The organism is Brevibacillus panacihumi W25 (assembly GCF_000503775.1).
In the GTDB taxonomy this organism is placed as follows: domain Bacteria; phylum Bacillota; class Bacilli; order Brevibacillales; family Brevibacillaceae; genus Brevibacillus; species Brevibacillus panacihumi_A.
In genome coordinates this window covers 762,956-784,939 of record NZ_KI629785.1, presented here as the reverse complement: position 1 = coordinate 784,939, position 21,984 = coordinate 762,956, and the positions used below count along the sequence as shown (strand labels likewise).

Sequence of the window (21,984 nt, the reverse complement as noted above, 5' to 3'; positions counted from 1 at the left end):
CAGAATGGCAACCCATACTCCTGTCATGGTACGGGATCGAGTCGGATATTTTCCCGGTCACGTCAATATTGGTCTGGTTCTTGGCAATAGCGGGGCGATCCTGATCGATTCCGGTCTGGATACCCAGACGGCCAAGAAAATCAAAAAAGGGCTGGAGACTATCGCCCAGCCCTTGTACGCGATCCTGCAAACACATGCCCATGCCGATCATTTCGGCGGCAATGCCTACCTGCTCAGTTGTTGGCCTGAGGCAAAAGTGTACGCTCCGCCTTTGGAAGAGGCGGTCATTCGTTACCCCATACTCGAACCGATTTATTTGAGCATGGGGGCTGAACCACTCGATGAGCTGCGCAACAAATTCCTTCTGGCTCCTGCTTCGCGGGTGGATCACCTCCTTCCCATAGAGGGTGAAGTAGAAATTGACGGTGTCGGTATGACCATCCTTTCTCTGCCGGGGCATAGCTGGCAGCAGGTCGGAGTGGTGTGCGACGAGATTTGCTTTGCCGCCGACAGTTATTTGGGTGAATCCGTATTGGAAAAACATAAGCTTCCGTTTCTCGTAGACGTGCATGAGACGATTCTCAGCCTGGTCAAGCTGACGCAGACCCGATATGACGGGTACTTGCCGGGTCACGGACCTTATACCACCACCTCCCAAGAGATTCAGGATGTGCTGAGAAAAAACATGGAGTGGCACGAGCGAATCTGCAGCGTTCTCGAAGGGATCTTGACAAAGGAACGCACGCTTGAGGATGCCTTGGCTGCTTTGTGCGAGCATCTGGAGATCAGCATCGAAAACGCTTCCAACTATGTGTTGTTGCGAACTGCCTTAATGGGTTATTTGGTCGGGTTGTTCCGTGAAGAAAGGGTAACGTACCGAATTGCAGAAAACAGGTGGTTATGGGGCAAAAAAGACTTGCCTCAGACGGAAGCAGACGGGGACGACAGATAATCGGCGATCTCAGCCAGCTTGTGTTCAGCAGCTTCTCGGACGGATTTTGGAATAAAGAAAAATTCCTCGGTCTCGATGCTCATCATGAACTCTGCTTCCAGATAGGGATGACCCAATTTGACAGTCTGCTCTCCTTTGCCTGTGTCTTGACTGGAGAAATTCGTGGGAATGCGGAGAAAATAGGTGCTGCTGCTTGCGGAGTCGTAAATGACGACATCATACGTGGGCATACTGTCGCCCCCTGATCGTTGAAAGCCCTGCTGCCTCAACATCTTGTCGACATAGGAGAGTGGCTGCACGACACCGGTCAGGGTTTTGTTTTTTAACCGCATGGTCATCCTCCTTGACTTTCCCTTATCAAACGGGTTTGCTACCATCCTATGTAGGGGCTTCATGATTCAGACTTGAGAAAAAGAAAAGAAGGAGTGGACGAAATCATGCAGCAAAACGCGGATCTGCATACCCATACGACAGCGTCAGACGGCACTTGTGAGCCGAAGGAAAATGTGCGGATCGCCAAGGAAGCGGGGCTGGCTGCGCTCGCGATCACGGATCACGATACTGTGGCCGGCATCGCAGAGGCGAAGGAAGCCGGAGCTGTGCTTGGAATCGAAGTGATACCGGGAGTGGAGATCAGCTCTGTGGCTCGCGGGCAGGATATTCATGTGCTTGGCTTTTTTGTACCGTATGAGGATGCTTCGTTCCAGGAAAAGCTGGTCGGCTTGCGCGAGACGCGGCACGAGCGGAACAAGCTACTGATCAACAAGCTTCAAGAGCTGGGTATCGCGATCAAGCTGGAGGATGTGTACAAGCGCAAACAGGGAACGGATAAGAACATCGGTCGTCCGCATATCGCAGAAGAGCTCATGGAGCTGGGTGTCGTCAATTCGATCGAGGAAGCCTTCGACAAGTATCTGGGCAAAGGAGGGGCTGCGTATGTGAATCCGCCGCGCATCACCCCCCAGGAGGCGATCACGCTGATTCGGGAAGCGGGAGGCGTGGCGGTGCTGGCTCACCCCGGACTCTATGACGATGACGAGCTGGTCAAGGAGTTGATCGAATTCGGGCTGGACGGGATTGAGGTATTCCATCCGGACAATTCGCAGAATCAACGTGAGGTGTACCGAAAATGGGCGGAGGAGTTTGATCTGCTCGTAACCGGAGGGTCGGATTTTCACGGTTGGCGCGGAGAAGAGCCTTTTCACGCCATGCTGGGATCGCATACGGTACATGCAGATGTCGTGGATAGCATGCGGGAGATTGCAAATCGGCGCCGCAAATAACGTTGTTTTTGGTGGGAAAGGAAAACCCCCGTCGCCAGGGATCACGGCAGCGACGGGGGTTTTGTATGCAAGAATATGGCCTACAATGATTTTACCATTGCAATGTGTTCAATACCGGCTTCGTCAAACACATCTCCGTGGGGCTCATAGCCAAGCTTTTCATAAAAGCGTTGGGCATGCGTTTGCGCATTGAGCTTGAGGGTGTGAAAGCCATGTTTTTTTGCGGATTCTTCCATAGCCAACATGATTTGTCGGCCCAAGCCTGTCCCGCGCTCTGTTTTGCTGACGGCGACACGCTCTACTTTTCCGACTCCAGGAGCATATGGACGAAGGCGGCTCGCTCCCACGGGCTCCTCCCCCCGATAGGCGACAAAATGAATCGTACCGCTCTCTGGTGTGTCATGCTCGTCGATCTCAAGGTCTTCCGGCACTTCCTGTTCCTCGATGAAGACGATTTTGCGGACAGACATGGCGTCCGCCATTTCTTTTTCAGATTGTACGGTTTGGATCTGGTAGAGGGATTTCATCAAAATAACACGTCCTTTATGCGATCAAAAGCCCCTCCCTGCGTGGACTGCGGGGAGGGGCAGTTGCGGGATTCACTTATTTTTTCAGAAGGAAGGTCTGGTAGACACTCCAAATACCATCTTCGAGCTGGTAGACCAGGTGGAAGCGATCCACTTCTGCGGTGAGATCAAACTTGACCATGCTCAATTGCCCTGTTACGTCACGCAGCTCATCGTCGGACAGATCGCGCCCGATGGTCAGATGCGGAACGAATGCATAGGTTTCTTTTTCATTGACATTTTTCACGATCTTTTGGTGCAGCTCGGTGAAAGGCTCCTTGTTTTGCACCGCTAGAAAGATGACATTATTCGTCGGGTGGAAGGTAGAGACACGGTGGAATTGAGCGGTAAAGGGATGGGTAGAAGCGGCTACCTGTTCCAGGTGTTCAACCAGCAAGGGCAGCTTGGATTCGTCCAATTCGAAGGCTTCTTTCAGCCGGATGTATGGCGGTATCAATGAATACGCAGGGTCGTAACGTTTCCGGTATGAGTTGGCTACTTCCTGAACTTTGCTGGATGGGAAAACGACAATACTGTATTTCATCAGAACCACTCCTCCTTTGCTCTCTCATGAGCTTCTAGCATGCCTGTATTTTAACAGAAAATTCGTCATTTGTGTAATGTTACGCTTGGGTCCGTATAGAATGCGGTCGGCAGGAGAGACTGAGAAGGTAAGGAGGTGGCGTTCGTTTTGCATGTAGCCATGATGATCACTTTCATTTTTCTCGTCCTGCTCCTGTTGTCCGTACTTACCTTCACCATCTTGTCCATTATTCGCAAGGTAGAGTTCGAAGAGGTTCTGGTCACACCCGTCAAAGAGAAAAGTCCGCAAGAAGAGCAGACACGGTAAGTTTACCCTAAAAGCTTCTGCAGCATACGGGGAAGATGGGCTTGCCAGTGGCCCCACGTGTGGTCGCCCTCAAAGGTCTCATAGACCAGGGTGACCATTTTTGTTTGCAAAATAGCGCGAAGCTCCTCATTGGAAGCGACCAGGTCGAGTGGTCCTCTCGAGCTTTCTACTGCGGTCTCGTCGGTGCCGATCTGCAAATACAAGGAGAGAGGAACGGTCAGGTCGGCTTGGGACACGCGTTGGTTCAAATTTGGGTCCATGGCAATGGATTGGCTGGCTACCTGCCCAAACGTATGGGGATACGCCAGGGCGGTAAATAGGGAAACGACACCCCCGAGGGAAGCCCCGACCAATGTCCTGCCATTCCCAAGCGGATGCGTCGAGTAGCGGCTGTCGATGTATCGGACGACTTCTTCAGCCAAAAAGCGGCGGTAGGCAATATGTTCGGCACCGTCGGGATGGTAGCGGGAAGTTCGTTTTTCTTTTGTTACTGGCAAAAAGACCGCGATGAGATCGGGCAGTTCTTTTTGCAAAATTAGTTCGTCCAGCATGGTGGCCATTTTGCCCAAAGAAAGGTAATCGGCCCCATCCTGGACGTAGAGGACGGGATAGGAGTAGAGCGGCGAATAGCGCTGCGGTGTATAGGCGATCAGGGTCTCCGGCGTTCCAAGATGCCGGCTGTCCAAGACAATTTCCTCAAGCGGCAAGATGATGTCCTCCCTTCGGGATGTTTCTGCTTTTGGTGCTTATTATACAGGAGCAATCAGCGTTTCCATACCTTTTGTATGGAGTCACCTGGGAGTTGGGGACGTGCGGAGATGATTTGTTCAAATTTGTCGCAATTTTACTATCGTATGATAATATGGTAAAGAACGACTTCACAAGTATGGTTTTGGAAGGGGTTGTCCCGTCATGAAAAAACAAGTACACAGTATAGAAGTTCGAAACGCTGCCCTCGCTCGTCTGGAGGAGAGGGGAGTGACCATAAAGGATATAGCTGAGATTGTATATGAGATGCAAGCGCCGTATCACCCTGAGCTGACGCTGGAACCGTGCATCGAGAGCGTGAAGGCTGTATTGGAAAAGCGGGAGATGCAGCATGCCATTCTCGTCGGTATCGAGTTGGATACGTTGGCGGAGAAGGGAATGCTGTCTGAGCCGCTTCAGTCGATTATCGCGCAGGATGAAGGATTGTTTGGGTGTGACGAGACGCTCGCGATCGGGTCGGTGTTTGCCTATGGAAGTATTGCGGTGACGACCTTCGGTCATTTGGATAAGCATAAGATCGGGGTTATTAATAAGCTGGATACGACGCTGGCCGAGGATGGTCAGGTGCATACCTTTTTAGATGATCTGGTGGCGAGTGTGGCGGCCAATGCGTCCAGCCGGATGGCGCATCGGATGAGGGATGAGCAGGAGGCTGCGGTGGCTAGGGCTGAGGCCGAAGCGTTGGCGGAGATTCGGGTGGAAGGGAAGAAGGGTGGGGGGGAGCAGGCTGGGTAGGGTGAGTAGGTAGCGACAGCACTTGCGTGCTAAGTTAGGTAGGGAAAGAAGATAAGAGGGAGTTATTTTGCAAGGGGCTTTATTCGGGGCATCGCTTATGTGGTGGTTCGGGATGGGGAGACTTGCAAGATGGCTCCTTTTTTGCTGCACTTGCGTGCAGGTTTCTAGGAAAAATGAGAGGTGGAAAGCGGTTCTTTTGGTGGGAGTGAAAAAATTTACAAAAAATCGTTTTTTCCTCTTGAAATCGTTTTTTGGATCATGTATAGTAATACATGTGATCGACGTCCGGTGCGATTCGGGCCCTTAGCTCAGTTGGTCAGAGCGGTCGGCTCATAACCGATTGGTCGTAGGTTCGAGTCCTACAGGGCCCACCATTTAACGAGTACATAGATGGTTAAAGGTCACATACATATCCCATGATCCGGTAGCTCAGTTGGGAGAGCACCATCTTGACAGGGTGGGGGTCGCTGGTTCGAACCCAGTCCGGATCACCATAACAGCGTATAAAAACCCCTTGATAATCAAGGGGTTTTTTGATGAAACAGACATTCAAAAGCTGTTGGTACAGGATGCTTATTAGGGTGTTGTTGACGGATTGTTGACGAAAATAATTAGATTGGAGAAACAAATGAAAGAATGGGCCATTAAATTATTGACGAGCATAGCTACAGGGTTATTGGCAAAGATTTTTATTCCGGTAATATTAGCACTACCTCCTGTAGCCGGCTTAATTATATATTTACAAAACGGAGAATGGGAAATCCCAGTGTGGGCTTGGTGGGTTTCTGGTTTATTACTGGCTATGATAGGAATTTCCTGGATTATCGTCAAGCGGGCTAGGTCTCTTGAAGAGGAAAATTTTAGTACTACCTTATTTGCTGTAGTGAGGCCAGCAAGGGCATGGACAGACGTAGGTAGTGAAGAGCATTTTGGAGTTAATTGGCGTGTCAGGTATGCCAAGAATCTTTTTAGCAGAGGGATTTCAGAGGAAACAGCCGAGAGTAGCATATCTAAAATTGACGTCCAATCGCCACCGCTCTGTCCAAAATGTGATACTGAACTGTATGAAAAGAGCGATTTCTGGGGAACTGCATTGTGGGGAAAATATGTTTGGTACTGTGTTGGATGCGGTTTTAAAAAAAGAAGTAAGGAAAAGTTTTATAAGACTGTTGATAAGGTAAAGCGAATTGTGCGAGGACAAGCAAGAAGAGAATTAACAAATCAACTTCGAGATACAAACTAAAAAGGCAGCCTAGAACGGGGGGTTCTATGCTGCCGTTTTACTGCTTAAGCCTTCATATTCTTTGAAGAAGTGTCAAAAAGGGAATCAAAATGCTTTGCCGCCTCCTGGTCAGCTGACCGTAGGGCGTGCCCTTAAATATTCATTGTAGTTAGGATATTGGCATGGCCAAGACGTTCCGAAATGATTTTTGCGTGAACCCCTTTGTTAATCAGAACTGTGGCTGATGTATGCCGAAGATCGTGAAAACGGATGTACCGCAGGGAATTTCGCTTAATGAATCTACTCCACCACGTTTTTACACTGGATGGATATAGCGGTTTACCGTTCCATGAGGAAAATACAAAAAAGTGTTCCCCGCCTTGCCATAATTCACCTGATTGCATACGTTCTTTTGCTGATTGTATTTTTAACGCCTTTACTTCGTGGATTACCGAAGGCGGCATTGCAACCTTCCGTACTGAATTTTTTGTTTTTGGTTCTTTAATCTGATATCCGATTTCTTTCACAAAAGATAATGATTGCTTCACGTCGATTGTTCCAGTTTCTAGGTCAATATGCTTCCACTCAAGGCCTAGAAGTTCGCCACGGCGTAAGCCCGTTGTCAGGGCCAAAGTAATCATGACACGCCACATTATTTTTTCTTTTTCCAATGCTAGAAACAGTCGCTGTACTTCTTCATCATCGAATACAGACATTTCAGCCTGTTCTACTTTCGGTTTCTTTATCCCCTCCATTGGGCTTGTTTTGATAACCTTCCAATCTACAGCCCTGTTGAATACGTTTTTTAATACCCTATGGATGTATTCGATCATTCCAGATGATAGCTTTCCTTCTTTCCCGTCTTTCCTCCCTCCGACTTGCTGTAAGTTCTTTAGAAAAGTAACAATGTGCAGCGGTTTGATTTGATCAAGTCGCAAATGTCCAAACTCAGGAATCAGCCTATTGTTAATTTGAATGATGTAATTCTCCAGGGTCTTGGGGCTTAGTTCATTTCTGGCATATTTCTCTAGCCATTCGTCCACGAAAGCCGAGAATGTCATTTTTTCTGGGGCGATATACTGTCCTACTTCGACTTCTGTAACGAACTTGGCCAATTCCTTTTCTGCTTCCCGTTTGCCCATGCCCTTTACAGTCTTAGTCTTTTTTATTCGTTTGCCGTTAGCATCGCAGCCCGCTTCCACGACAAGAAGCCACGAATTTTCGCCACGTTTTTGAACACTCGCCATATATAGAACCTCCCATTATTAATTGATCTGTAGCTTCTATTTGCGATCAGGAAACATTAATCGGAGCATGTCCATAATTCGCTGTCGGTCTTCCGCAGTAAGCTGTTAATCTTTGTAAGTAATGAATGGGAAGTTAAGGAAATCAAGTAGATCAAGTGCTGGGTTCTTGTAATACGCTTCAAGTGATTGTATTTCAAATTGCGATTCTTCTACTGCCTTATTGCTTTCTTCTAGCTGCTGATCTAGTCCAGTCGTACGGTTGCTTCAATATAATCTTCTGAGAGTTTCTTTAAATGGGTAACCCTTTTGTATTCCTCACTTTCTTTAATTTCTTCAGGTAGTAACCCTGCCATATCCATCATTTCAATATAGGGTACTTCGAGTGCTGTAGAGAGTTTTTTCAGTATGTCTGGGGAGGGTATGCCTTTTCTGCCACTCTCGACATGAGATATATAAGACTGAGATATGCCGGACAAAGCAACTAAGTTTCTGGTTGTAAGTGCTTTAGAGGAACTTTTGCAACTGCTTTATGAGAGGTTACAAAAGGCTGACGAAGTACTGGGCAACGCAGAAATGGGGGCGCTGCTATGATTGAGGCATTAAAGATGCTAGGTTCCCATATGATGAGCAAGCACAAGTTTACTTAACGCTGATACCCAGAGAATCCCGCTGAAACTTTCATGATCAGCGGGATTCTTGCTAGGTAATATGTCGTTTCTGCTGACCTATTTCTCCTAAGTTCAGGGCCGTATTATCAGCCCACCCCAAGGCAGAGCAGATAACATCGTAGACTAGCAGGAATGACTATCAAACATTTACACCGACAAGGTTTGCTTAATAATAGGGAGGTATACAATAGTGTTTACATTTAACCCACTGTGGAAAATGTTAATCGACAAAAACATAACAAAAGAGCGGTTTAACCCCTCAAAATTAGAGTCTTTCTCCCTTATTCTCGCATTTTCATATGATTCTTCCTTCTTCCCTACTTCAACCACCTTGGAGTCGGAGTCTAGAAAGGAAACCGTCTAGCGTCAAGGAGATCACTTGACCCCAGACGGTTTCCTTTCTGCTTGTCAGCTAGGTTGAAGTAGGGATCGTTCTGCAATCCTTTGCCACACTACACTTTCACAACAAATGGTGTAATGCGTTGCAGGGTAAAAGCTTTACCAAATTCTACAGGTGATAAATCGTACAAGCTTCCGTGAATCCGGCGCTGATTGTAAAAGAGCAGATAGTTTGTCACGGTTTCATAGGCTTCTTGATAGCTCTGAAATTCATTCCGCTGCAAACATTCTTTCTCCAAAACGCTGTGAAAGGACTCAATGTGAGCGTTTTTGTTTGGCGTCTTTGGAGGAATTCGTTCGTGAACGGTTCGGAAGCTTTGACAGGCCTCCTCGAATACATGACTAATAAACTGCGGACCGTTATCCGTACGGATAACAGGGGGATTCTCGTTGTCGAATTGTTGCCGTTTCCACAAAGCTCTTTGAAGAATCTGAGATGCATGTTTTCCTTCGCATGACAAACCAAAATGATAGTCTACGATCGCTCGATCATAGACGTCAATGAGACTCATCAGGAAAAAGAAACGATGTTCCCCGGCGATAAATCCGTATTTTACGTCCATCTCCCACAATTGATTCGGAGCGGTGATCTCTCGGTTATTGGCAAGCCTCCGGGGATGATGACTATTCTTTTTTCGTTGTGGTTGTAAAAGTCCTTCTTCTTTCAGCAGGCGGTACACTTTTTTCTTGTTGATGATCAACTGGTGATCTCGCCGCAGGCAGACCGTAAGCTTTCGATAGCCATAAGCAGATTCTTCATCCGCAATCAGTTCCGATATCCATTCTTTAATTTGCTCGTCACTGACAGGTTGTCCGTCCGTTGACAATGAATAACCAGGGATCGGCCGCCCTCCATGGTAAACCCGTGGCTTTTGAGAGGCCTTATTTTTCCGATAGTAGTAGGTTGCTTCAAGGATGCCGACAATACGTAGCACCAATTTGGCTGTATACCCCAGCTGTATCCACTTGTCGGCTATTTCCACTTTGTCCGATAAGCTGGGTTCACCTTTTTTACAAGATCACGGAGGATCGCGATTTCCAAATCCTTTTCTCCAAGTAGTTTCTTCAGTTGATCATTCTCGGTTTCCAATTCACGAAATTCTCCCGGGCTCGGAGTATAACTCGTTACCGCTTTGGCTTCGGCAGGAGTGTTTTTCCAATCCGCATGTTTCGAATCACGTATCCAACGATACAACATTTTCGCATCGATCCCATGCCGTCTGGCAACTTGGCTTGCATTTCCTGCATCTTGGGCTTCTTGAACCAGCTGTTGTTTAAACTCGATTGGATAGCGTTTTCGTTGCATAAAAAATCCCCCTCTGTTCTTCTGATACCAGCTTAACAAGATAAGGGGGGGAGACTCAAATCCAATTTTGGGGCTTAAGAGGTACCTAAGAAGTCTACGCAACTGGGAGTAGTAAGGTTTCACTGTTTTTAACAAAAGAGAAACTGTACATTAATGATAGATAGCGAAGAAGCTACAAGACATATGGGGAGGCATAAAAAATGAAACGAACAACATTTTGGGGACGAGATGAGAACGATGAACGCTTGGTTGAACAAATAATGGAGGGAAAGAAAACAGCAACCTGCACACCGAAATGCTGGTACGACGCTCTACCAGCGGAAGCGACAGAAGTAGGAGAAATGATAGAGGTTTTTAGTAAAAAGGGAAAGTACATGTGTACCATTGAAATAACAAAAAAATATGAACTTCCATTTGGTCAAATTGATGATGAAACGGTAAGAGGCGAAAACTGTTCATCTTATGAAGATTTTCGCAAGGATCATATCTTTGCATGGGAAGATGATCTGAAAAAGGACGGGGTAGAATTAAACGACCACACAATGATTGTTGTAGAGCATTTTCGACTTATAAAGTGATTCGTATTAGGAACGAAAATCCACGCTCTTTAAACGGAGCGTGGATGCATATAGACCAGATTAATTTGCGGGTAACGTGTTAGTCATCTTGGAGAGCGTAAAAAGTTTTGTGTAAATGGTTAAACTTTCCATTAAGGAGATGATCATTTATGCAAGACAAAAGAGATCTTACGATCAAAGAATTAGCAAAGGATTGCCGCACCATCGAGGACGTCCATGTGATGCTGAAGGACCTGTTTCGTGACACGATCCAGCAGTTGTTTGAAGCCGAAATGGATGATCACTTAGGCTACAACAAGCATAGTTCCGACGGTGACCATACAGGAAATAGTCGAAATGGCTACAGCAAAAAGACAGTGAAAACGAAGTTTGGTAACACAGAACTTCGTGTGCCTCGCGATCGCAACGGCGAATTTGAACCTCATATTGTGAAAAAACACGAGACTACCGCAAATGGTTTAGAAGAGCAAATCATTGCTCTCTATGCGAAAGGAATGTCTACGCGAGACATCGAGGAACACATGAAGGATTTATATGGGATTGAAGTGTCAGCGGCGATGGTCAGTAAAGTAACGGATAAGATCATGCCAATGGTGGCGGAATGGCAATGTAGGCCTCTTGACCGCGTTTATCCCATTGTATTCCTTGACGCTATTCATTTTAAAGTTCGCCAGGATAATCGGATCATCAATAAAGCAGCATACAGCGTTCTAGGCATTACAGTATCAGGACATAAGGACATTTTGGGTATCTGGATTGGCGAGCACGAGAGTGCTAGCTTTTGGCTAAATGTGTGTACGGAGTTGAAAAGTCGCGGGGTAGAAGATATCCTGATCGCGTGTAAGGACGGACTCTCAGGATTTTCAGAGGCAATTAATGCTGCGTTCCCGAGAACCCAGATTCAACTATGCGTCATCCACCAGATACGTAATTCAATGAAATATGTTCCCTTCAAAGAAGAGAAGCTAGTCTTGGCAGACTTAAAGAAAGTCTATCAAGCTCTTACATTAGAAGAAGCCGAGGTGGCTTTCGCTACGTTTAAAGAGAGATGGGAGAAAAAATATCCCATTATCATTCGCTCCTGGGAAAATAACTGGATTGAGTTGACCGCCTATTTTAACTATCCTGCTGAAATTCGTAAGATGATCTATACCACAAATATTATTGAGGGATACCACCGTCAACTCCGCAAAGTAACCAAAACGAAAACTGCCTATCCAACCGACGACGCCCTACGGAAGATCATCTATCTTGCAACGATTGAGGCTTCGAAGAAGTGGACTATGCCAGTCAGGAGTTGGAAAGAATGTATATCGCAGCTTGCTATCCATTTTGGAGACAGATTGCAAGCGGAACTGTCCGCCTGATCCATCGGTTGAGCCGGCTTGACATGGAGCCTCTGCGGGCATGAGATCTTGCGATTGGGCGATCCCTGTAAAAACATGCATCGCATGGCAAACGAGCCTATCATGCCCGCCCCTCCATGTAAAGCCTTCGATGTGACTTTTTATTTCTTAAAAACCCATTTACACAAAATAATTTACAATCCCTCATCTTGCCAACTATTTGATCGATAGGAATTGGACCGATCATTCTGCTGTCTAAACTATTTTGACGATTATCACCTAAAACGAAGATGGTTTCTTCGGGGATGGTTATAGGGCCGAAATCCTCAGTCAGATAGAGATTTTCTTTTTGGCTTTCATTTTTTGCTGTGATTAGGTAAGGTTCGTCAACCGCTTCCTTATTGATGTAGAGAACATCATCTTTATATTCAATTGTCTCTCCCGGCAACGCAATTGTAACCGTCAAGTAGTTTTGAACACTTTTTGCTCATTAAGATTGAACACTTTTTTCTCCGAAAATAGAGCTCCTGTATTTGATTCTGTAGCTGTCTTCGTTTAGTTGGATCACTTCCACTCTGTGAAGCAATCGATCTAATATAGCCGTCGTAATTCCTTGATCACCTATTAATTCTCCCCACTGTTCGGGTCCTTTGTTGGATGTTAATATGATTGAACTTCGTTCATACAGGTTGTTTATGAGGTGGAAAAATAGGTTTGCCTCCCTTTGATCCATTGCCATATACATGAGATCATCAATAATGACCAAATCGGATTCGTTTATTCTTTTAAGCTGCGTTTGTGATTTTGTGAGGTACTCTTGGGTTTTCAATAGATGGATCAACTCTCCCATGGTTGAAAAGGTAACTTGAAAACCCTTTTGTATCGCTTCTAACCCAAGTCCAATTGCAATGTGGGTTTTGCCCACTCCTGGAGGACCAAGAAGGATCAGATTGTACTGTTGTTCTAGCCAATTCAGTTCCTTCAACTGTTTGATTTGGCGGGAACTGATTGACTTTTGCTCATCGATCTGAAATTCATCCAAGGTCTTTTGATAGGGAAACTTGGCCCATTTCAATCTCCTCTCCGCATTTTTTGCTTCTCTCCGTTTCAATTCATAGGTTAAGAGTTCTTCTAGAAATTCCTGATAGGTCCAAGAGAATTTTTCAGCTTTACGAAGGAATTCAGGCAGTTCATTGGCTGTCTCCGCCATCCGAAGATGGCGGAAGTAATTTTGCATGGTCTGTACGGTGCTGTTCAACGTCAAATGCCCCCTAGTATTTTTAAATATTTATCCATTTCCCTCGTTGGTGAAGTGGCTTGTAATGCGGAGAGGTTGCGGAAGTTGCTTGGTATTGCTTGATCGAAACGAGGTTCTGAGGAGGGCTTGGTATCTTTTAGTCGGGAAAGGTGCTGTGCAACATCCCGGAGGTCATTTGCACTCCATAAATGGTCTTTTACACATACATCCAAGGCTTCCTCAATATCAGGTTGGAAATGGGTGATGGCATATTGAACGATTTGCAAATGATCACGTACATACCTCGGATACCGAACGCTTATCTCATGAATAAACAGCATTGCTTTTTCTTGATCGTGAAATTGGCGGATAATGGTCTCCTTATAAGCATGAATCCCTTTAGATCGATCACGTGAGTGCTGTCTACTTTTTATAAGCTCTCCTTTTCCGTGGCAAAGCCGATGTCGTGCAAGAACTTCTCCTTGCGGAGTTGCTCTGACAATCAGTTCCTCTTCATGAATCTCGATAAATACTTGATTCTCTCCCCTTGGACGGTATGTCCCTAAAGGAAGGGAGTACCGATTGGATTTATATTTAATCACATTGTCCTTATGGACAGTTCTTGTTATACTGGATCCACGGTTGCTCTCGAAAGAGAGCAGGGGAGAGACTGGCTTCAAGTGTTGCTTTTCGAGGGCGTGCACTTCAACCGGTCTCTTTTTTGTTGTATGGTGCACATTGTAATTGCCTGTCCGTGATAGCCAGGCCAGAGACCGTTCGTTCCATGCATCGATATTGGAGAAAACCCTGTGTTTGGCAAAGTTTCTTTTCACGAATTTCACTACGTTTTCTATCTTGCCCTTACTTTGCGGATCTGCCTTGCGGCATAAATAAAGGCGAAATCCACGTTCTTGCTTATAAGACTGAAATTCACTCGTCAGGATAATGTCTCCTGCATTTTCACTTACGGTGATCAGGTGATCTTGGTCATAAACCAATTCCTCTGGCATTCCTCCGAAAAATACGAATGCGTTTTCATGGCATCTGATTGCATCCCTTGTGGTAAAGGGTCTGCTTTGCCACTCTACATACTTGAAACGGGAGTGGGAGAGAACAAAAGTGATGAAGTATAATCTCACGTCCTTTTTTTCCATATTTTTAACCGTGACTTCTCCCCAATCCACTTGAGCCTGTTGGCCCATTGGCAACTCCTCCACTGCTTCGTGATCACGAATATGTACAATTTTCGGAATATGGTATATTTCCCTTAGCTCACTAACATAGGATCGAACTGTGCTTCCTCCAATCTTAATGGAAGGATATTTCTCCTTTAACCAGTCCTCGACCTGAGAAGAAGACAGATCTGGATGTTCATGTAACCAACTGAGAATCCTATCCCGGTAGGGATTCAACTTTTTGCTTCTGTTACCAAGGGAATTGACCCAATCTGATGCCTCCTCAAAAGTCATATCTAGATATTTATAGACCGTGTTCCTCGACAGATCCAATTTCCTTGCGATGGCTGCCACCTTAAATCCTTGCTCTTTTAATTGATGAACCTGAAGATACAACAGTAATTTTTCCACCTTTCCCATCCCCCAGCCAAGCTATGTTGAACAAGTAATCATAGCTTAACTGGGTTACCAAGTGAAAGAAAAAAGTGTTCATTTCTATTTGGCGGATACTGTTGAATTTAGTTTAGCAGTTACACGCAATGACCCTTTTCACGAACTGTCGATTGTTTGCTAACTGAATAACAACGACATCTCCACGCTGGATAGGATGAGAATCGTAGTAGGTTTTGTCAACAAGAAAACGATCATTATTTTTCAAGGTAGGCGCCATACTCTCACCTTCAGAAATAAAGACACTCTTGGAATGTTCAGGCTGGACAGAAGCAAGACTTGCAAAAAAGACAGATAACAGGAGGAAGATTGTTTTCATTCGTATCACCTTATCGTTTTTTTCCAAGCTAATGGAAGGTTGCTTTAAAATAGTGACTAGTTCCTAAAACTCGATTCCAGATAATAGTCCTGGTATTTTTTCTCGACCCATTTTTACGATGAGTTCATCGAGTTCTTTAGATTTGGGGCCAATTGATTGGTATGTCGCATGTTCATCATGAACGAATTTGCTATACCGAACAGTTTGGGAATCGCTGGATATATCCATATAGTATAAATAACCAACAGATTCAGGTGATTGTGAGTGTAGCTTTTTCAATCTTATCCCTTTTAACGTAGCTACAATCGTGTTGATGGTTGAAGCTTCTTCGATTGCCATACGATTACCATCACCGAAACGGACTTCCATTTTGTTAATCCCGGAAAAATCGGTGTGAAGGAAATCTTGCAGATCAATCTCTTCTGTTGGAGTTGGAAGAGTCAGCCATGTGAAAAAAATGAAGATAAAAACGACGAGCAATCCAAGTGGCAACCATTTATTCAAACCCTACCCCTCCAAATCATTCCCAATTGGGTCATGCAATCAACATGTAAGGAGGAAAAACAAGCGATGTTGGACGTTCTGAACGGTGAAGGAATCGCAATAAATGCCGAAGTACGTTTACTTTTTGTTAGCTCTGACAACAGACCGGATTGCGAATATAAGCAGCAATAACCATCCTAACAATATGAGGTAACTGACAATCATGACTACAATCGGCACATAACCTGGAGTGCCAGGGGAATCAGTGGCGAACCCAGCTAAAAGGATGGGGAGGATAGGAAGGGCTAACACGGCAAGGCCATACTTTAGAATGAACAGGCCCGTTATTCCGATTACGATCCATGCCCAAATAGGTTGTTTTGTCATTTTAGGAAACCTTCTTTACTTACGGATAGGGTGATTCTAACAAATCATTGGAAAATCAATCGTGTGGTTTCTCCATCACCATTTCTCATCTAAATGGTCACGATAGAAGCGGATCGCACGGCTGTATTTTTGGATATGTTTACAGCTAGAGGTTTCTACTAGGCTGTCTAACAGGATTTGAACGGACCCTTCAAAATCCTTTGCGTTATATTTCGCAAGTGCTAAAAAAACTTTCAGGGAATAGTCGTCAGGAAATAAGGATATCCCCTGGCAGAGAAGGGCTATGGATTTCTCAATCTCACCTATACAACGATATGTGCTTCCCAGTCCCAGATATGCTCCACGAAGATCTTCTGTTTCGAGAGTGTGTAAAGCTATGGCCTTCTCATAAAAGGGAACAGCCTCTCTTTCCAGGCCGAGCATGTCATGAATGGATGCACATTCATAGAGGATTTTGGAGTTCTCTTTTGGTTCCGGGAAAACGCAGACATCGTTTGAATTGCACAGAAGACTTCCACATTCATTTGTGTTTGATCCCGAAAATGCAGGTTTTTATATCAGAAAGAACATCCCAAAAGAAGTTTCCAAAGGTGATTTTCAAGATTACACGATGTGGCGCGAGATGAATTACTCGATGCTGAAATACATAAACAGTGAATACAACGGCACCATTATTGTACCGATGACCCTGGTTCAACCTCAGTACTTCAGTGAAATTGTGGGCAAGCTCAGGAATGAAGGAGTCACTGTTCACCATTTCACGTTATGTGCTTCAAAGGACGTTTTACTGAAAAGATTACGTACAAGAGGAGAAGGAAGAAATTCTTGGGCGGCACAACAGATCGATCGATGTATAGAAGGTCTATCTAACGATGTTTTTCGACATCATCTTGATACAGATAACTTGGAGGTTGGAGCTGTAGTAGAAACAATCGCTTCGAAGTTATCTATCACTCTTCAGCCGGATCATAGAGGGAGGATTAGAAAGATAAAGGATCGTCTCACCACGCAGATAAAGCAAATTCGTTTCTTCGACTAAATTGCGTACCTACATAGCAGATAAGCCAAGGGAAAGCGGGAGCACAATGGAAAACTTCGAATGGAAATTAAAAGATTATATAGCCTCGAATAATATCAAAGCAGAACATCTCAGTCTGGACAAGTCTTGTCATTCCGTCGAAGAGGCTGCCGAAGCTGTAGTTGACCCAAAAGTTACCGAATTAGATTTTGTATATACGGGCGGAGGCTCACCTTATTCATTAGTGAGAATAAGAGTCGACGAGCTACTAAAAGTTAATCAAGGGACTGTTGTTCGCGTAAGAAAATAGAACTTTACTCCTTTGACCTCATCTATATCGGTGAGGTTTTTTTAATGGTTAGCGGGAGCGGAAGCGGAATCCTAAGGGCTACCCCTACTCGGGGTAGGGCAGCTCACGGCCATGACCGTCAAAAAGCTCGACTATGTAGTTGTACACACGCCCATGTAAGTCCGGGAAGACAAACGCAACTACACCTTCGTCGAGTTCCAATGTATCGGAAGATTGCTCGATCCAATATGGAATGTACATAATGTCTAGCGAGTCTTTTATGTAACTGACATTTCTTTCTGGCACCGTGTAATAGAAAGATTTATTGTATGCCGGCTTTTCCATACCAAAAACCACTCCTTTGTCAGAACATATCACATCGGAGCGGGACAAGAAAGTAGGGATACGAGTCAAATAGATCACCCATTATGTAAAAAGCCATGTATAGAGGTACCAACTGACCCATATGCCCAGGAGTATCCAAATGATAATGAAGATTGCACCCATGATCCAATTCTTCGGCTTGCCTTTCTCGAGAAGCGCTTGAGCTTTTTCTCGGCAATCATGAATCACCTCTTTCGGTATAAGCTTCAGGGCGAACCATATACCCAGTGGAACGATAATGATGTCATCTACGTAACCCAGAATCGGGATAAAGTCAGGTATCAAATCGATCGGGCTGAAAGCATAGGCAACCACGAGAATAGCGAAGAGTTTGGCATACCAAGAAACCCTGGAGTCCTTATAGGCGAAATATAAGACATATGCCTCTACTTTTAATTTCCTGGCTTTATCTTTTATCACTTGAAAGGCCGATGCTTCACTCAAATCAATCACCTCCAGAGTAATGTAACAGACGGTATAGCAGCATTCAATTCAACTGCATAAAAAAACCTGCAGCAAGATCGAGAAGATCTTGGCAGGTCAACGTTAACATCCTTTTGGTCAATTCGTAAAAGGTCTTCTGACAACTCTGATGATCCGTGCTCCATTACGGATAAGCCTGCGCGCTTGCTCTCTGTTGATTCTGACAAGGACGGAAATATCGGTTGCGTTTTCAACGTCAAAGACTGAGAAAAAACGTCCATTAGCGGACAGCACGCCTTTAAATTCAACATCGAGGCCTGGCCGAGGTTGCGGGCGTGTGTTTTGAATAATGGTCCGCATCACACCTGCATTTCTGAGTCTACGCGCTTGTTCACGGGTGATACGGACCGCAAATACCGGGTCAATCTCAACGCCAGGTACTTTTGCTTCAACCTCAACAATCAGAAAAAAACGGTCTCCGATCCTGGCAATACTATTTGCTCCAATAAAAATTGGTCGGTTTGTTGCCATATTTATCCACCTCCTTTTACAAAATATGCAGGAAGATTGAAGGGGGACAAGGGCATTACTACAATTTTGATGAAATGGTATATTGACTAGCAATGGAGGATAAGTGTGGATGAGCCGTCAGGATTACACCTGATGGCTTTTCTATTTTTTTCTTTCCTTACAAAACCGAAAGCAAACTGTAAGGAAGATCAATGGCTACTGAATTGGAACTTCGTTACAGTAATAACGAGGCGTTACGAGAACCACAGTCAAATGCATGGAAATAGAATGGAGGATTATCAATGAGTGCGTCCGTACTAGATGTGAAAAACGTTCAAAAAATATACGGAAAAAAAGGGGAGAGTCAGTCGCATGCACTAAAAGGTGTATCGCTGACGATCGGAAAAGGAGAATTCGTCGGAATCATGGGACCGTCCGGTTCGGGGAAAACGACCTTGCTGAACGTCATTTCCACACTGGATCGGCCAACGGAAGGCTTGATTGAAATCGCTGGAACAAACATTACCCAGATGAAACAGAACCAACTGGCGGATTTTCGCTCTCAAAAGCTGGGTTTTATTTTTCAGGACTTCAACCTGCTGGAAAACTTGACGGTTTATGAGAACATCGCGCTGCCACTTTCTCTCCAGGGTGTACCTTCCAAAGAGATCGGTAACAAGGTGAACAGGGTGGCACAAACACTCGGAATCGATGAGATTTTACAAAAGTATCCGGTGCAAATATCCGGGGGACAAAAGCAACGGGCCGCAGCTGCACGTGCGTTGGTGCATGATCCAGCCATTTTGCTGGCAGATGAGCCGACTGGCGCGTTGGATTCCAAAAATGCCAAAAGCTTGCTCGAAACGATGACGGACCTGAACGAAAATCATCAGGTATCCATCATGATGGTGACGCATGACGCATTTTCCGCCAGTTATTGCAAGCGAATCCTGTTCATTCAGGACGGAAAGCTGTATAGCGAGATTCAAAGGACTGGGGATCGTCAATCCTTTTTCAAACAAATTCTGGATGTACTGGCCGAGCTGGGTGCATCACAAGATGTGCACTAGGAGGTACGTTTCATGCTTTTCAAGCTATCGTTGTCCAGTATGCGAAAGATGATGAAGGATTACCTGGTTCTATTGGTGGGCCTGGTCATCTCTATTTCGATTTTCTATATGTTCCAAACGCTCGCCCTCAATTCGGATTTCACTAAAGGCAACTCGGTGATTTCATCCATTCAGATCGTGTTCAACGTTGGGGCATTTCTGCTTGCGTTCATCACCGTGTTCTATATTATTTACGCCAACTCTTTCCTGTTGTCGCTGCGCCGCAAAGAGCTCGGCATGTACATGGTGCTAGGGGCCAAGAAAGGGAAGATCAGCCAGATCCTGTTCTGGGATACATTGATGATGGGGATTGCTTCCTTATGTATCGGAAGTGTCGTCGGCGTCGTTCTGTCCAGCGGGATCGGCAAATTGCTGATGAATCTATTGGAGATTTCTCCAGAGGGGTATCACCCTTTTTATGTGCCGGCGCTCTGGATGACCTGGGGATTTTTCCTGGTGCTGTTCCTGATCACCTCTACCATCAACGCCATCCGCTTGGCACGGGCAACAGAACTGGATCTCATTCGAGCCGAGCAGCAAAACGATAGAATCAAACGCAGAGGAATCGGCGCTATTATCGTTGCTCTGATCGGAGTGTTCCTAATCGCTGTAGGCTATTTCGCACTCATTGAGATCTTGGCCCTCCAGGTGCTTGGATTGATGGTTGGAGCCTTTGCCACCACGATCGGAACGTACCTGATTTTCATGTCGCTGCTGCCTGTGTTTGTACAGGCGCTGAAGAAAAACCAGAAGCTCAACGATCGTCAATTAAATGCGTTTACCTTTGCCCAGCTTCGTTTTCGCGTGAACAACCTGACCAAAGTGCTTGGCACGGTCGCGATGCTGATAGCACTCGGTGTCGGGGCGATGGCAGGGGGATTGGCTTTCCAGCAGAACGTAGATCTGATTTCCAGTGCGCAGCACGTCTATGACATCACCCTGCATGATCCGGCAGAAGAGGATTATCAGGCGCTGAACAAAATGACGGTGATCGAGCAGAATACGTACCGCTACAAGATGGACGAGAAAGGGCTCTACTTCACAAAGGATGATCTGCTTGCACATCCGCCATTGATATCGACCAACAGCATCGAGAACTATTCGTCTGAAAACAAGCCAAAAAGAGTAACAGAGCCGCTTCCTCATCCTGCGTACATCATGTATGACCGTCCGGATGAGAATCCGAACTTGGAGGCGGTTCCGGAAGAATGGGATCAAGCCATTTCCAGCGATATTATCATCAGCTATGATATGCTGAGAGGGAAAGTTGTCCAAATCGTGGATCGGGCAACTTATGAGGGGATTTCTGGAAGCGAGCATCAGGTGCTGCTTGCCCAAGTAGATGATTATTTGAAATACAAACCAGAACTAAAAGCCATGGATCAGCGGCAAGAACAGTGGATCAAAACAGCGCATCAGGATGAAGAACGGGAAGTATATCTGTCTACCAAATACAGCACGTACGAAGGGGTGTACGCCTTTACCAGCGGCACCATGTTCATGGGCTTCTTTTTGGGAATTGCCTTTCTGGCAATGATGGCGAGTTGCCTGATGTTCAAAATATTGTCCGGCGCTACTCGCGACAAAGACCGGTACAGTATGCTGAGAAAAATTGGTGTGCGTCAATCGCTGCTGGTAGGCTCCATTTACAAGGAACTTTTCCTTGTTTTCATCTTCCCGGCTTTGGTAGGGCTAACGCACGTCCTGGTAGGCATGCAAATGTTTTCGTTTATTCTGCTCGACCCTTACGTGAACATCTGGGTGCCAACCTTGATTTTCCTCGTGATCTATGCGATTTACTACTACATCACCGTCCAGCTTTATCGCGGAATCGTTTTGCCAAAAGAATCGTGAAAAACCGTCAGGGTTTTGCCCTGACGGTTTTTCTTTTTTTAGCTGGTGCTAAATCAGGACTAGGCTAATTTAATATTGGTGTACACAATAAAATTAAGGACACCGATCAGAAGCTGGAGGCAAAAAGAGGCAGCAGCAAAATATAAGGCTTTTCTTCCAACACTTTTAAATTCCTGGTTTTGGTTAAACATGGAGACGAGCCAAATAATTAATCCTGCTGGAAAGAAAATAAAGCTAAAAAAATAAATAATAAATTTTTCCAATTTTCTCATTAGATTTCCACCATTGAGTTTTTGATCATTTTACAACATTTGTATTTGATTAGCAAAACACACGGTTTATTTATTTATCTCGGACGAACTGCCCTGTCTATGTGAAAAGTACCCATCGGAAATGTCCTTCCATGCATGATTAAAACCGTTCATA

General features: G+C 45.3%; 27 protein-coding genes, 2 tRNA genes and 1 pseudogene. 13 read left to right on the top strand and 17 right to left on the bottom strand.

Going from position 1 to position 21,984, the window contains the following annotated elements; all coding sequences use genetic code 11:
• Positions 1 to 4 precede the first annotated feature (4 nt).
• Positions 5 to 952, top strand: a complete 948-nt coding sequence (locus T458_RS44785; protein WP_031305954.1) for an MBL fold metallo-hydrolase — start codon at positions 5 to 7, stop codon at positions 950 to 952.
• Here the strand turns inward: T458_RS44785 and T458_RS44780 are convergent.
• Positions 922 to 1,284, bottom strand: a complete 363-nt coding sequence (locus T458_RS44780) for a hypothetical protein (protein ID WP_023557622.1) — start codon at positions 1,282 to 1,284, stop codon at positions 922 to 924. The genes T458_RS44785 and T458_RS44780 overlap by 31 nt on opposite strands.
• 105 nt (positions 1,285 to 1,389) lie before the next feature.
• On the opposite strand from T458_RS44780, the gene T458_RS44775 reads away from it, so the two are divergent.
• Positions 1,390 to 2,235, top strand: coding sequence for a PHP domain-containing protein (locus tag T458_RS44775; protein ID WP_023557620.1), 846 nt, complete (start codon positions 1,390 to 1,392; stop codon positions 2,233 to 2,235).
• 80 nt (positions 2,236 to 2,315) lie between these two features.
• Here the strand turns inward: T458_RS44775 and T458_RS44770 are convergent, their stop codons facing one another.
• A complete protein-coding gene (locus T458_RS44770; RefSeq protein ID WP_023557619.1) occupies positions 2,316 to 2,762 on the bottom strand; it encodes a GNAT family N-acetyltransferase in 447 nt (148 codons plus the stop codon).
• 76 nt (positions 2,763 to 2,838) lie between these two features.
• Positions 2,839 to 3,345 carry a 2'-5' RNA ligase family protein gene (locus tag T458_RS44765; protein ID WP_023557618.1) on the bottom strand — a complete coding sequence of 169 codons (507 nt, stop codon included), beginning with the start codon at positions 3,343 to 3,345 and terminating at the stop codon, positions 2,839 to 2,841.
• Positions 3,346 to 3,480: 135 nt separating this feature from the next.
• On the opposite strand from T458_RS44765, the gene T458_RS57255 reads away from it, so the two are divergent.
• Positions 3,481 to 3,651 (top strand): hypothetical protein, encoded by a 171-nt coding sequence (locus T458_RS57255; RefSeq protein WP_171819383.1) that lies wholly within the window; start codon positions 3,481 to 3,483, stop codon positions 3,649 to 3,651.
• A gap of 2 nt (positions 3,652 to 3,653) precedes the next feature.
• Here T458_RS57255 and T458_RS44760 read toward each other — a convergent pair whose 3' ends face one another.
• Positions 3,654 to 4,358: an alpha/beta hydrolase gene (locus tag T458_RS44760; protein ID WP_023557615.1), complete on the bottom strand. Its 705-nt coding sequence runs from the start codon at positions 4,356 to 4,358 to the stop codon at positions 3,654 to 3,656.
• A gap of 205 nt (positions 4,359 to 4,563) precedes the next feature.
• Here T458_RS44760 and T458_RS0129005 point away from each other — a divergent pair, with 205 nt between their 5' ends.
• The 4 genes from T458_RS0129005 (at position 4,564) to T458_RS44745 (ending at position 6,397) form a co-directional block, all read left to right on the top strand.
• Positions 4,564 to 5,154 (top strand): phosphatidylglycerophosphatase A family protein, encoded by a 591-nt coding sequence (locus tag T458_RS0129005; RefSeq protein WP_031305952.1) that lies wholly within the window; start codon positions 4,564 to 4,566, stop codon positions 5,152 to 5,154.
• A 297-nt stretch (positions 5,155 to 5,451) separates the two neighbouring features.
• A tRNA-Ile gene (locus tag T458_RS44755) sits at positions 5,452 to 5,528 on the top strand.
• A 44-nt stretch (positions 5,529 to 5,572) separates the two neighbouring features.
• A tRNA-Val gene (locus tag T458_RS44750) sits at positions 5,573 to 5,648 on the top strand.
• A 134-nt stretch (positions 5,649 to 5,782) separates the two neighbouring features.
• Positions 5,783 to 6,397: a hypothetical protein gene (locus tag T458_RS44745; protein WP_023557614.1), complete on the top strand. Its 615-nt coding sequence runs from the start codon at positions 5,783 to 5,785 to the stop codon at positions 6,395 to 6,397.
• A 131-nt stretch (positions 6,398 to 6,528) separates the two neighbouring features.
• Here T458_RS44745 and T458_RS44740 read toward each other — a convergent pair whose 3' ends face one another.
• The 4 genes and pseudogenes from T458_RS44740 to T458_RS44730 all read right to left on the bottom strand — a co-directional run bounded on the left by T458_RS44740 (position 6,529) and on the right by T458_RS44730 (position 9,996).
• Positions 6,529 to 7,623 (bottom strand): site-specific integrase, encoded by a 1,095-nt coding sequence (locus tag T458_RS44740; RefSeq protein ID WP_144083864.1) that lies wholly within the window; start codon positions 7,621 to 7,623, stop codon positions 6,529 to 6,531.
• A 242-nt stretch (positions 7,624 to 7,865) separates the two neighbouring features.
• Positions 7,866 to 8,111: pseudogene (locus T458_RS57930) on the bottom strand (helix-turn-helix domain-containing protein); the annotation flags it as partial.
• A 632-nt stretch (positions 8,112 to 8,743) separates the two neighbouring features.
• Positions 8,744 to 9,673 (bottom strand): IS3 family transposase, encoded by a 930-nt coding sequence (locus T458_RS44735; RefSeq protein ID WP_023555125.1) that lies wholly within the window; start codon positions 9,671 to 9,673, stop codon positions 8,744 to 8,746.
• Positions 9,664 to 9,996 (bottom strand): transposase, encoded by a 333-nt coding sequence (locus tag T458_RS44730; RefSeq protein ID WP_023555126.1) that lies wholly within the window; start codon positions 9,994 to 9,996, stop codon positions 9,664 to 9,666. Before T458_RS44730 ends, T458_RS44735 begins: the two co-directional genes overlap by 10 nt.
• Positions 9,997 to 10,196: 200 nt before the next feature.
• On the opposite strand from T458_RS44730, the gene T458_RS44725 reads away from it, so the two are divergent.
• Both T458_RS44725 and T458_RS44720 read left to right on the top strand, forming a co-directional pair.
• Positions 10,197 to 10,574: an ASCH domain-containing protein gene (locus tag T458_RS44725; protein WP_023557612.1), complete on the top strand. Its 378-nt coding sequence runs from the start codon at positions 10,197 to 10,199 to the stop codon at positions 10,572 to 10,574.
• 149 nt (positions 10,575 to 10,723) lie between these two features.
• Positions 10,724 to 11,941 (top strand): IS256 family transposase, encoded by a 1,218-nt coding sequence (locus T458_RS44720; RefSeq protein ID WP_023555140.1) that lies wholly within the window; start codon positions 10,724 to 10,726, stop codon positions 11,939 to 11,941.
• A 100-nt stretch (positions 11,942 to 12,041) separates the two neighbouring features.
• Here the strand turns inward: T458_RS44720 and lepB (T458_RS0128995) are convergent, their stop codons facing one another.
• The 6 genes from lepB (T458_RS0128995) to T458_RS57920 form a co-directional block, all read right to left on the bottom strand.
• Entirely contained in the window at positions 12,042 to 12,386 is a 345-nt protein-coding gene (gene lepB, locus T458_RS0128995; protein ID WP_023557611.1) for a signal peptidase I, read from the bottom strand.
• A 24-nt stretch (positions 12,387 to 12,410) separates the two neighbouring features.
• Complete coding sequence (gene istB / locus T458_RS44715) at positions 12,411 to 13,178, bottom strand: IS21-like element helper ATPase IstB (RefSeq protein WP_023554153.1); 768 nt, start codon at positions 13,176 to 13,178, stop codon at positions 12,411 to 12,413.
• 2 nt (positions 13,179 to 13,180) lie between these two features.
• Positions 13,181 to 14,731 carry an IS21 family transposase gene (istA, locus tag T458_RS44710; RefSeq protein WP_144083896.1) on the bottom strand — a complete coding sequence of 517 codons (1,551 nt, stop codon included), beginning with the start codon at positions 14,729 to 14,731 and terminating at the stop codon, positions 13,181 to 13,183.
• A gap of 124 nt (positions 14,732 to 14,855) precedes the next feature.
• Entirely contained in the window at positions 14,856 to 15,101 is a 246-nt protein-coding gene (gene lepB, locus T458_RS57925; protein WP_051410083.1) for a signal peptidase I, read from the bottom strand.
• A 63-nt stretch (positions 15,102 to 15,164) separates the two neighbouring features.
• Positions 15,165 to 15,605 carry a hypothetical protein gene (locus T458_RS44700; RefSeq protein ID WP_023557608.1) on the bottom strand — a complete coding sequence of 147 codons (441 nt, stop codon included), beginning with the start codon at positions 15,603 to 15,605 and terminating at the stop codon, positions 15,165 to 15,167.
• A 441-nt stretch (positions 15,606 to 16,046) separates the two neighbouring features.
• Positions 16,047 to 16,394, bottom strand: coding sequence for a tetratricopeptide repeat protein (locus T458_RS57920; protein WP_023557606.1), 348 nt, complete (start codon positions 16,392 to 16,394; stop codon positions 16,047 to 16,049).
• A gap of 31 nt (positions 16,395 to 16,425) precedes the next feature.
• On the opposite strand from T458_RS57920, the gene T458_RS44685 reads away from it, so the two are divergent.
• Positions 16,426 to 17,010: an AAA family ATPase gene (locus T458_RS44685; RefSeq protein ID WP_023557604.1), complete on the top strand. Its 585-nt coding sequence runs from the start codon at positions 16,426 to 16,428 to the stop codon at positions 17,008 to 17,010.
• A gap of 46 nt (positions 17,011 to 17,056) precedes the next feature.
• Complete coding sequence (locus tag T458_RS44680; protein WP_023557603.1) at positions 17,057 to 17,299, top strand: YbaK/EbsC family protein; 243 nt, start codon at positions 17,057 to 17,059, stop codon at positions 17,297 to 17,299.
• Between the two features lie 84 nt (positions 17,300 to 17,383).
• On the opposite strand, the gene T458_RS44675 is transcribed toward T458_RS44680, so the two are convergent.
• The 3 genes from T458_RS44675 to T458_RS44665 all read right to left on the bottom strand — a co-directional run bounded on the left by T458_RS44675 (position 17,384) and on the right by T458_RS44665 (position 18,616).
• A complete protein-coding gene (locus tag T458_RS44675) occupies positions 17,384 to 17,623 on the bottom strand; it encodes a hypothetical protein (RefSeq protein ID WP_023557602.1) in 240 nt (79 codons plus the stop codon).
• A gap of 81 nt (positions 17,624 to 17,704) precedes the next feature.
• Complete coding sequence (locus T458_RS44670; protein ID WP_023557601.1) at positions 17,705 to 18,106, bottom strand: YkvA family protein; 402 nt, start codon at positions 18,104 to 18,106, stop codon at positions 17,705 to 17,707.
• A gap of 117 nt (positions 18,107 to 18,223) precedes the next feature.
• The gene (locus T458_RS44665; RefSeq protein ID WP_023557600.1) at positions 18,224 to 18,616 is read right to left on the bottom strand and encodes a hypothetical protein; all 393 of its coding nucleotides are present in this window, start codon (positions 18,614 to 18,616) and stop codon (positions 18,224 to 18,226) included.
• A 281-nt stretch (positions 18,617 to 18,897) separates the two neighbouring features.
• Here T458_RS44665 and T458_RS44655 point away from each other — a divergent pair, with 281 nt between their 5' ends.
• Both T458_RS44655 and T458_RS44650 read left to right on the top strand, forming a co-directional pair.
• On the top strand, positions 18,898 to 19,665 hold the full coding sequence (locus T458_RS44655) for an ABC transporter ATP-binding protein (protein WP_023557598.1): 768 nt from the start codon (positions 18,898 to 18,900) through the stop codon (positions 19,663 to 19,665).
• 12 nt (positions 19,666 to 19,677) lie between these two features.
• Positions 19,678 to 21,558 carry an FtsX-like permease family protein gene (locus T458_RS44650; protein WP_023557597.1) on the top strand — a complete coding sequence of 627 codons (1,881 nt, stop codon included), beginning with the start codon at positions 19,678 to 19,680 and terminating at the stop codon, positions 21,556 to 21,558.
• Positions 21,559 to 21,984: the final 426 nt, after the last annotated feature.